At 65.0% G+C, this 10,055-nt stretch carries 8 protein-coding genes and 1 pseudogene; all 9 read left to right on the forward strand.

Going from position 1 to position 10,055, the window contains the following annotated elements:
- Positions 1-801, forward strand: a complete 801-nt coding sequence (locus J3S28_RS20495) for a phage tail tube protein (RefSeq protein ID WP_207842607.1) — start codon at positions 1-3, stop codon at positions 799-801.
- Positions 802-1,542: a DUF7426 family protein gene (locus tag J3S28_RS20500; RefSeq protein WP_207842608.1), complete on the forward strand. Its 741-nt coding sequence runs from the start codon at positions 802-804 to the stop codon at positions 1,540-1,542.
- On the forward strand, positions 1,526-1,966 hold the full coding sequence (locus tag J3S28_RS20505) for a DUF7426 family protein (RefSeq protein WP_207842609.1): 441 nt from the start codon (positions 1,526-1,528) through the stop codon (positions 1,964-1,966). Before J3S28_RS20500 ends, J3S28_RS20505 begins: the two co-directional genes overlap by 17 nt.
- Positions 1,959-6,062, forward strand: a complete 4,104-nt coding sequence (locus J3S28_RS20510; protein ID WP_207842610.1) for a phage tail tape measure protein — start codon at positions 1,959-1,961, stop codon at positions 6,060-6,062. The genes J3S28_RS20505 and J3S28_RS20510 overlap by 8 nt, the downstream gene beginning before the upstream one ends.
- Positions 6,062-6,877, forward strand: coding sequence for a hypothetical protein (locus J3S28_RS20515; RefSeq protein ID WP_207842611.1), 816 nt, complete (start codon positions 6,062-6,064; stop codon positions 6,875-6,877). The genes J3S28_RS20510 and J3S28_RS20515 overlap by 1 nt, the downstream gene beginning before the upstream one ends.
- A 2-nt stretch (positions 6,878-6,879) precedes the next feature.
- Entirely contained in the window at positions 6,880-8,433 is a 1,554-nt protein-coding gene (locus J3S28_RS20520) for a Gp37-like protein (RefSeq protein WP_207842612.1), read from the forward strand.
- Positions 8,434-8,568: 135 nt separating this feature from the next.
- Positions 8,569-9,132: pseudogene (locus J3S28_RS28800) on the forward strand (N-acetylmuramoyl-L-alanine amidase); the annotation flags it as partial.
- Positions 9,133-9,150: 18 nt separating this feature from the next.
- Entirely contained in the window at positions 9,151-9,618 is a 468-nt protein-coding gene (locus J3S28_RS28805; protein ID WP_307797309.1) for an LGFP repeat-containing protein, read from the forward strand.
- 2 nt (positions 9,619-9,620) lie between these two features.
- Positions 9,621-10,049, forward strand: coding sequence for a hypothetical protein (locus tag J3S28_RS20530; RefSeq protein ID WP_207842614.1), 429 nt, complete (start codon positions 9,621-9,623; stop codon positions 10,047-10,049).
- Positions 10,050-10,055: the final 6 nt, after the last annotated feature.

The raw sequence follows: 10,055 nt of genomic DNA on the forward strand, positions 1-10,055 counted from the left end.
ATGACTGCACCCAAGCAGCCGGTGGATACCTCTGATCTCGATGTCACTCTTGCGCGGCATTGGGGTCTGGAAGTCCGTAAGGCACTGACTGACCCCTGGATTCCGGTCCGCTCGATCCAGTCGCTCAACCCGACTGTCAGTAAGTCCCGTCAGGACGGAGGCGACTACCACTCGGGCAACTACACCCAGCAGGTCGCCACCGAAGCCTCGTGGGCCCTCGAGGTGAGCGTGGGCCGCAAGCTCGACGCGGCCGGCGCGCCTGACCCCGGTGTCGAGCTGCTCCGCTCTGTCGACGGCGAGCTGGGTAGTGACGAACTCGTGTACGTCCGGTGGTGGCGTACCGACGGCCTGCCCGACTCGCACCAGGGTCGCGCCGGAGTCGACTTCTCCTCGGCAGGCGGCGAGAAGGCCTCGCTGCAGGGTGCCACCATCACCCTGACCGGCTACGGCCGGCGTGAGACGGTTGCCAAGCCGACTGCCGCGCCGGTCAATGAGATCCAGCGCCTCGAGATCAAAGAGCTGGTCACGAGCTTCAAGCTCAAGCTGCTCTCCGGCACCACGTCGGCGCTCACCGTCTCCGGACTCAGCGCCGCGGGGCTGCAGACCGCCATCACCAGTCTTGCGGCAGTCGGCGCCAGCAACGCGCTGGTGACTGGCAACAACGCATCGGGCTACAACATCACGTTCACAGGCGCTCTCGCCGGCCTGAACGTGCCGACCCTGTCGGTGATCGACATCGTCGACGGCGACCCGGGTGACGTGGTGGTCTACGCCACCACCGAGGGTCAGCCGGCCGGGTAGTTGTTCGACCAGTTTGACGAGTGGCTCGACTCCGGGCTCATCCTGCCGATCGGTGGGCGTGAGTTCCGGGTCGAGCCACCGTCAGCTCTGACCATTCTGCGGTTGCATTCGCTGCTCGCCGACAAGGAGCAGCGGTGGACGTCGACCACCGAGCGTGTCGAGATCGAGCGAGTACTCGGTGGCACCTGGACCGAGATGGTCGACGCGGGAGTGCCCGAACTCAAGGCGCTGCACGCCGGCCGCGTGGCCATCACACACTTCACTGACAGCGCCGCGAATGCACTGGCTACGTGGAAGTTTCAGCCAATCGCGGACCGAATCACCACTCCGGAACAGGCACCCAAACGCAAACCGACCATCTGGCTGGTCGACACTACGGACCCGATGGCCGAAGATCCTCCCGGAACCATCAATGAGATGGACCCCGGCGGCGGGCCGTATCGACCCGAGTTCGGCGATCGCCTGTGGTACCGGCCCGCGAAGGATGCGCCCGCGTACCAGCCCCCGAAGAAGGACGACGACCTCGACATCCAGTGGTCGGACATCCTCGATGCCTGGGACGCGGTCTGCGTCGACTTCCACATGCACCCCTGGAACATCGACCTCTCGTCCGGCGTGCTCGACGAGCGCCCGTGGCAGTGGCTCGCTGTCCGTCTGCAAGTCATTCTCGGCGAACCGAATTCACGGTCTCGCCGCACCATTGAAGCGCGAAAGGCGGTGCCTGGTGGCGACACGGTATGACCCGCTCGAGGACCATTACGATCCCGATCTCTATCTGCCGATCGGCGATGTGGTGTACCAGATCCCGGCGCCGTCGATCACCGAGGCCGACCGCATCCGACCATTCCTGTGGGGCCCGGAGGCTGATGGCTACAAGCCCGACGCCGAGCAGGCTGACGCCGAGAAGATGCTCGGACCGGCGTACCTCGAGATGACCAAGAACGAGGTGCCCGCGCCCTACGTGAATCACGCCGGCCGCACCGCGCTCATCCACTTCTGTTCCGGACCGCAAGGCCCGGAGCTCGGCCGTGGCCACTGGGTATTTGCGCACCTCTCCGAGCGCATCGACGTCCAGAAGCTTATGAAGTACATGGCGGCCGAGCGCGACAAGAAGCGCAACCAGGACGCGGCTCGCGAAGCGATGAAGTCGAAGGCTGATGTCTGAGCGCGTAGCAGATCTCTACGCGGACATCTCACTTCGCGGCGGCGACGACTTCGAGGAGCGCCTACAGTCCGGTCGGGAGAACCTCATCCAGATGGGTCGCGCCGCGGACTCGTCGAGCGAACAGGTTCGACGTGCCGCGCTGCGCACCTCGAATGCATACCAAGAGGTTCAGAAGGAACTCGAGAAGGCGCAGCGTGCCGCTCGCACTGCGGGACAGGCATCGGCCGACGCAGCTGACCGGGAGCGCATCGCGGTCGATCGTCTGGCCGAGGTCAGGCAGCGGTATGGCAACGAGTCCACTCAGGCCCGTCGTGCACAGGAGAATCTGGCTCGCGCTCACCGGGAGACGGAGACCTCGGCGCGCCGCGCCGAGCGGGCTGTCGATCAGCTCACAGTCACCCAGCGCCGCGCCGGAACGGTCGCCCAGCAAGCTGCGGACGATATGCGCCGCGCTGGCCAGGACATGGAGTCCGCGCTTCCTGGTGCTGACGACACCGCCGCCGCGGGCGAAGAAGGCGGCAGCGGCTTCGGTGGTGGTTTCCTCGCTGGTGCTGCCGGCAAGCTGAAGGGTCTCGCTGGTAAGGGTGGGCCAATCGCAGCCGCGGTTGTAGGCGTCGCAGCCATCGGCCTCACGGCGGGCCAGTTGTTGGCCAACGCGATCGTCGAAGGCGCTGAACGCGAGCGTGTTCGCGATGCAATCCAGGGCAGTCTCGGTATCGATGAGGACACGGCCAGGAGGCTCGCGACCGCATCGTCTGAGGCCTATATGGACGTGTGGGGTACCTCGGTCGAGGGCAACATGGACACGCTGGCGAGCCTGTTCGAGTTCAAGCTGATCGACACCTCGGCCTCACAGTCCGAGATGGAAGGGCTGATCGCCACCGTCGAGACCCTGAACGGGGTCCTCAAGACGGAGTCGCCCGAAAGTTTGCGCGCTGTCAACGGGCTCGTGAAAACCGGCCTGGCGACCGACATCAACGACGCGGCCAACATGATCGTCCGCGCCAAGCAGCTCGGCATCGACGCCCAGGGCGATCTCATCGACTCGATCTCTGAATACTCGGCGGGCTGGAAGCAGACTGGCTTCAGCGCCGAGTTCACCCTCGGCCTGATCTCCCAGTCGATGGACAATGGCGCCGACAACTCCGATCGTGCCGCCGACTCCATCCGCGAGTTCGGGCGCCGCGTCGTGGAAGAAGGCGACACTCTCACTCAAACGTTCACCGACCTCGGCTTCAACGGTGAGGAGATGTACGCCAAGTTCGTCAAGGGCGGACCTGAGGCCGAGGCAGCATTCGACCAGGTCTTCGACTCGATCCGACAGATCGAGGATCCAGCCAAGCGGGCAGCCGCGGCGCAGTCCCTACTCGGCGACACTTCCGGTGACTTCATCGACACCATGGCTCGATGGGATCCGTCGGAGGCCACGAAGAAGTTCGAGGGCTCCGCGACCGCGTTGACCGATGCCTCAAAGGTGATGGGCGACAACGCCGCCACCACCTGGGATGGCGTCAAGCGCACCGTCGAAGAGGCAACGATGGGGATCAAGACCTCCATGGCTGAGGCCTTCGGTCCCACGGTGTCGAACATGGCTCAGGGGATTCTGGCCAACAAGGATGAACTGGTCGCGTTCTTCGCCGACGTAGTCTCGGCCGCGCTGACCTTCGGTGAGGGCATCGCTCAGGTGGCAGTCGCGGGACTGCATGCCTGGGGCTTCTTCGCCACCGGAGTCGGCAACTCGCTCGATGGCATCCTCAACGCCGTCGGTACCGGAGCGGGCGTTCTGGGTGATCTTGTCGGCGCAATCCCCGGCATGGAGGGCGTCGGCGACGCCATCTCAAAGGCGGGCGAAGCCGCAAACGGCATGGGCGAGAAAATCATCGGGCTCGGTGACTCGGCGCACGGGATGGCCAACACGATTGCTGACGATGTGATCCCCGGCATCGTCGACATGCGCGACGCGGTCGACATCGCAGGAGACTCCGCACGTCAAACAGCGTGGGCAATGGACACCCTCTCCGGCTCGATGGTCGCGATCCCGAACGAGAAGACGATCGTCATCAACGACAACTCGCAGCAGACGATCGACGGGTTGGCCGCGCTCGGACTGAAGGTGACGACGCTCCCCAACGGTCTCGTCCAGGTCACTGCCGACACGGCTGCAGGGCAGCAGGTCATCGATGAGTTCATCGCGCGGCCGAAGTCGACCACCGTCACGGTGTACGCGGTCGACGCGAACGGTCAGTCGGTCCTCAACAACCCCTTGTTCGGTAAGGGCCTTGGCGTCGCGAAGCAGCCGCAGGCCGATGGCGGCATTCGCCAGTACGCCGACGGCGGCTTCGATGGCCCGCTCCCCGACCAAGCTGTCATTCAGCCGGCCACCCGCGGTAAACGCGGACTTGTGCAGTGGGCCGAGACCGACGCCGGCCCCTGGGAGGCATTCATTCCTGGCGCTGCGACGAAGCGCGGTCGGGCGGTCAACATTCTGTCGGAGGTTGCAGATCGATTCGGCTACAAGATCTTCAAGATGGCCGACGGTGGCGTGCTCGGCTCTTTGCAGTCCGTGCAGCAGCAAGCCGCGCCGACGTTGACGCTCACCTCCGGCTACCGGGATGAGCCAGGCAGCTACCACAACACCGGGCAGGCCGGCGACTTCGGACCTCCCGGCGGTGGCCGCGACACCGACGACATGCTGGCGTTCGCCAACTACATGGCCGACAACTACAAGAACCAGCTGGCCGAGCTGATCTACCACGACCCTCGGTTCTCCGGCCGTCAGATCGGTGACGGCGAGTTCGTCCCTGACTCGTACTACGCCGACGCTGGCGATCACCACGATCACGTCCATGTGGCTGCGATGGAACCACTCGCTGCACCTTCCGCGCCGCCGCCAGCTGCGCCTGCTGAGATCGAGATCCCGACGCTTACGAAGGATTCTTCCAAGCAGGATGTCGCTCGCGCGATCATCGCTCAGGGCCGCAAGCGCGGGTACACCGACGACGAGATCAAAGCGATTCTGTCGACAGGCCTGCAGGAGTCGGGTCTGGACCCGGAGGCCGAAGACCCCAGTGGCCAGTGGAAGAGCATCTTTCAGCAGGACACGAGCTATCCCGGCCGCGACGACCCGAACCAGAACATCGACGAGTTCTACAACCGGCTCGACGAGCGGCACAAGGGCCCTGCGGCGGGCGATATCTGGGATGACATCTTCTGGCTGCAGCAGCGCCCAGGCGACACGTCTGGCGCCTCTGCGGTGGCCAATGGTCGCGGTGCGTACAAGACCGAGATTCAGAGTCAGCAGGACGAGGCTGGGGCGCTGTTCGATCAGATCGCGCCGTCGGTTGGTCCGACGCCGGTAGACCCTGCTCTCGCGGCTGGTGCGCCTCCGGCTGGTGTGCAGCAGGTCTACGTCGTGGGTGGCCGTCTCGATGGGGCGACGCCGCCGACCACGCCGACCCCGGCGCCGACTCCGACGCCTGAGCCAACACCTCCGGCTGAGCCCGACCCGAACGCCTTCAAGATCACGTCACCGCTGATGCGTGGCCGTGCGCCGATCAAGCTGTTCGCCCACGGCGGTATCGAGGATCACCAGGCGGAGATCGCGCGCCCTGGTGATTACCGCGTGTGGGCCGAACCGGAGACCGGCGGCGAGGGTTACGTGCCGTTGGCGATGTCGAAGCGTCCGCGTTCGCTGCGCATTTGGGCTGAGATCGGCCGGCGCCTGGGCGTTAAGGGGTTCGGCGAGGGCGGGTTCGGCGGTTACACCGTGGACACCCGCGACGCGATGAAGCCGCGCAACGCCAGCGACGCATTCGCACTCCTGACCGGCCTCGGATTCACGGCGGCTTCGGGCATCGCGCCGTACCTCGGTATGGCCCAGAGCGGCAACTGGGACCTCGGCAACATGGCGCCGACCATCGACACGGGTTCCAACGACATTCCCGGCGTCTCAGGCGTCATCAGTGACATCGCCGGTCAGATCTCGCAGCAGCTCGACGCGATCGTGCAAGCCGTACGGGAGGGCAAGAACATCACCGTGACTGTCGAATCGGATGAAGGCCCAGCCAACATGATCCTCACGAAGACGGGCACGTAATGGCTGGCCCTGTAGTCATCCTCACTGGCGTCGACGGCGAGGTCTGGGAGTTCGGCGATCCGTTGTGCCCGGTGCGGCTCAAGTACGTCAAGGGCCTGGGGGGTGCCGACTTCACCATCGAGGACACCGAGGGCGTCGGGCAGGCAGGCGTGACCTTCGTGGCCACGAACGACAAGCCCAACGTCGTCACTCTCGGCGCGAACCTCGGGCCAGTGCCGAAGTCGCAGGGCATGGATCTGCTGTCCCGGTGGCGGCAGACGCTGGGTCGCGGGTCGTCGCTCGTCTCAGGCGGCCCGCTGATGAAGCTGGAGATCGTCCAGTCCGAGCGGTACCAGTGGATGCGGCTGACCAACAAGCTCGAGTCGCCGTTCGAGCAGATGGCGAACGTCGGTTGGATGTTCGAGGACGTCGACCTGCGCAGCGATGAGACATGGTGGCGCACAGACCCGATCGTCAAGGAGTTCACCGCGGCCCAGTTCGCGGGTGCAACGATCGACAACCTCGGGACCGAGCCAGTGTGGCCGTTCATCCGCATCGATGGGCCGATCTCGTCACCGACGCTCTCGTGGGCCGGTCAGCCTGCGGTGTCGCTGCCGTCGCTGACCGCCGGCCAGTGGCTCGAGATCGAATCAGACCCGGACTGGTGGGCCATCACCGACCAGGCGGGTCTCGATCGCTCGTGGATCGGCAATCGCTGGTACGTCAAGGCGCCGAAGAAGACGAATAATATTCCGGTCACAATCACCGGGGGCAGCACTTCGGGTGCGACTCGGCTGAAAGTCACCCTGCCGCAACTGTTTGCGACTGCGCTGTGACGATGGGCATGCCGGGATTCGCCCGGCCCAACACCACCGAAGTCACCCCGTTCCCTATCGAGATAGGCCGGCGGAACAACCCGGTCATCGAGTGGCGCCCGGTCGGGAACTACCAAGAGTCGGCATTCGACTGGACCTTCGGCAGCGAGCCGAACACAGGCGCGTTCTCGCTGCATCCCGATCACCCGCTGGTATCGCAGATCACGAACGTCAAACGCCGCTGCTTCCACGTCCGGACGATGCGCAACGGCAAGCCGTGGGACGGGCGGATCATGCGCCGTCGTCTGTCGGGCGCTCCGGGTCGCGAGAAGATCCTGTACACCTGCGTCGGCAATAAGTATCTGATGCAGAAGTGGCTGGCCTGGGTGAACCCCGGTCTGCCGCCATGGATCCAGGTGGGTCTCACTGGCAAACAGGACGTGATTGTCGGCGCTCCGGACCCCGTGTTCAAGTACTACTTCGCGAAGAACATGACGCGGCTCAACTTCCCGGCGTTCTGCAAGTTGCCGTTGCACTGGCCGGCGGAGTGGACGATGCCGGATCTGAGCGACATAGACAGCTTCGACGATCTGCTGGACCTGATCGCCGATGTCACTGACCCGATCGCCGCGCTGCAGGCCCGGTTCCCTCGAGGTGCTGACCTCTTCGAGCCCACCATGAAGCGACTCGAGATGGGCTACTCGGTGAACCTATGGGACGGGCGCGGCACCTCACCGCAGGTGTTCAACACGTCCAGTCTCGCTGCGATGCAGTCGATTATCGACGCATCATCTGATCACTTCCTCGACCTCTCGCAGTTGATGAAGCCGATCAACAACGGGCTGTGGTCGGACAGCATGGACCGCGCCGGCATGGTCTTCGATACCCAGGTCCAGCGAGACAACCGCAAGGTGCAGTTCCGCACTGACGCCCCCGGTCAGATCGACTCCTACGAGTACGAAGAATCGCACCCGGAGGCGGGCAAGGTGATCGTCGGCGGCAAGTCGCCGGCCATCCTGAACGACGTCATCGAGATCGGCGCGAACCTCGCCATCCAGCTGCTGATCAACCTCATCGCCCCGGGTCTCGGCCTGGGCGTGGTGGTGGGCGATCTGTTCGATGACATCTTTTTCGCCTACCAGCAGTTCTGGGATCAGGACCTGATTGACGACGTCGGTGAGGACGATCTCTGGCCCGAGGACTTCGTCGACAACACCGCGGCGCACTCGCTCGATTCGTACGCCACCGGCATGACTGGGCTCAAGGAGCGCGGCGGCGGCGAGAAGCTCGTCATCAACGCCACCTCTGGCGGTGCGGATGGCCGAGGGATGAGCTTCGGCGCGGACAACGGGACTGCGCGCCGGTTCGACGTCGGCGACCGGATCCAGTTCTGGGACCGCGGGAACATCGTCGAGCAGTACGTGTCGAAGGTGGCGGTCGCCGATCGCAACGACGGCCGGATGGTCGAGCAGATCACCCTCGGCGAGTCCGAGCGCCTGAAGGGTCCGTGGGATCGGTCGATCTCTGGGCTCATCGGACTGGGCGCGACATCGAGAGCGTTCGCGAACTCGGTATGACCGGCTGGATATGCCGCCCCGTGATTGCTTTCGCGGTCTGGATGGGTAAACGGCGAGCCCACTGTGTGCAGCACGAGGCGCAGATCCGCGCCTACCAATTAGCCGACCTGGCAGACAAAACCCAAGGGAGACAACATGGCATGGACAGGTGACCCCGTCTGGCTCGCAGATGTACTGCGCGCTGAGGGCGTGGCAACGGTCGAGTATCCGGGCTGGCGTGAGCGCGGCCACGGTGACTTCGGCAACGTGTGGGGCGTCGTGGCGCATCACACCGGCGCGTCCGGTTCGCCAGGCCCCGCGATGATCGCGAACGGCATCTCTGGTCTGGCCGGTCCGCTCTCGCAGATCCACCTCGCCCGCAACGGCGTCGCAACGGTCGTCGCTGTCGGTGTCGCCTGGCACGCCGGTCAGGGCGCCTGGCCCGGACTTCCGACGAACAACGCCAACTTCCACACCATCGGTATCGAGGCCGAGAATAACGGCACCGAGGGCTGGTCGGCGGCGCAGTACTGGGCGTATGTGAAGTGCTGTGCGGCGATCTGTCGCAAGCTCGGCTACGGCGCCGACCGCGTCATCGGTCACAAAGAATGGGCCGGGGCCGCGCAGGGCAAGTGGGATCCGGGCGGCATCGACATGAACGCCTTCCGCCGCGACATCCAGAACCAGATCAACGGTGGCGCGAAGCCCGTTCCTCCACCCCCCAATCAGATCGACGAGATGGCGAAGGTGGCGGCCGGGTGGATCGGCGCGCGCCGCACCAAGGGTGAATTGAAGACTCCCGACGGCAAGGGCCGGTATGCCGAGTTCGAACGCGGCTACATCTACTGGCACCCCGACACCGGCGCTCGCCCGGTGCCGCTGAACATCTTCGAGACCTGGGCAGGGCTCGGCTGGGAAGCAGGCCCGCTCGGCTACCCGACCAAACACCATGCAGTGGTCGACAAAGTCGGCGACATCCAGGCCTTTCAGCATGGCGTCATCTACCGCCGCTACGGACAGCCCGGCTTCTGGGTCCATGGCGTGATCGGCGACTCCTGGTTCCAGCGCGGCGCAGAGAACAGCCCGCTCGGTTGGCCCACCTCGAATGAGTACGACTACGACGGCGGCAAGATGCAGGACTTCGAAAACGACTCCCTCGCCTGGAATCCCTCCGGCGCGGTTCGTATTACACGAAAGAAGGATTAACCATGACCACTCACACTGCCCCCGCCCGCCTCGTCTTCGGCCGTGAACCTGCCGCCTGGGCGGGCGCGATCATGGCGGCCGTCGCGCTGCTCGTTGCGTTCGGCTTCAACATCAGCACCGAGACGCAGGGCCTGATCCAGGCCGCTGTCAACGCGGTGCTGTCGCTGATTGTGGTGATCAGCGTCCGCGAGACGGTTCTGCCGGCCATCCTCGGTGTCGTCCAGACGGGCCTACCGCTGGTCGTCGCGTTCGGCTTCTCGGTCACCGAGGCCCAGCAAGGCGCAATCCTGGCCGCCGCGTCGCTGTTCCTGACTCTCATCGCCACTCGTCCGCAGGTCACCCCGAAGGTACTCAGCCACACCATCTTCGTTGAAGCGGACAACACGGGCGAGGCGTTCATCCCGCACAGCGGTGAGCACAGGGCCGAGTAGTGCTCG

The sequence above is a fragment of the Williamsia soli genome, assembly GCF_017377795.1.
Taxonomy (GTDB): Bacteria; Actinomycetota; Actinomycetes; order Mycobacteriales; family Mycobacteriaceae; genus Williamsia; species Williamsia soli.

Bases quoted from the DNA above. Each gene is read 5' to 3' on its own strand.
- J3S28_RS20495 (WP_207842607.1), top strand. From the start codon at position 1: ATGACTGCACCCAAGCAGCCGGTGGATACCTCTGATCTCGATGTCACT.
- J3S28_RS20510 (WP_207842610.1), top strand. From the start codon at position 1,959: ATGTCTGAGCGCGTAGCAGATCTCTACGCGGACATCTCACTTCGCGGC.
- J3S28_RS20515 (WP_207842611.1), top strand. From the start codon at position 6,062: ATGGCTGGCCCTGTAGTCATCCTCACTGGCGTCGACGGCGAGGTCTGG.
- J3S28_RS20520 (WP_207842612.1), top strand. From the start codon at position 6,880: ATGGGCATGCCGGGATTCGCCCGGCCCAACACCACCGAAGTCACCCCG.
- J3S28_RS28805 (WP_307797309.1), top strand. From the start codon at position 9,151: ATGGCGAAGGTGGCGGCCGGGTGGATCGGCGCGCGCCGCACCAAGGGT.
- J3S28_RS20530 (WP_207842614.1), top strand. From the start codon at position 9,621: ATGACCACTCACACTGCCCCCGCCCGCCTCGTCTTCGGCCGTGAACCT.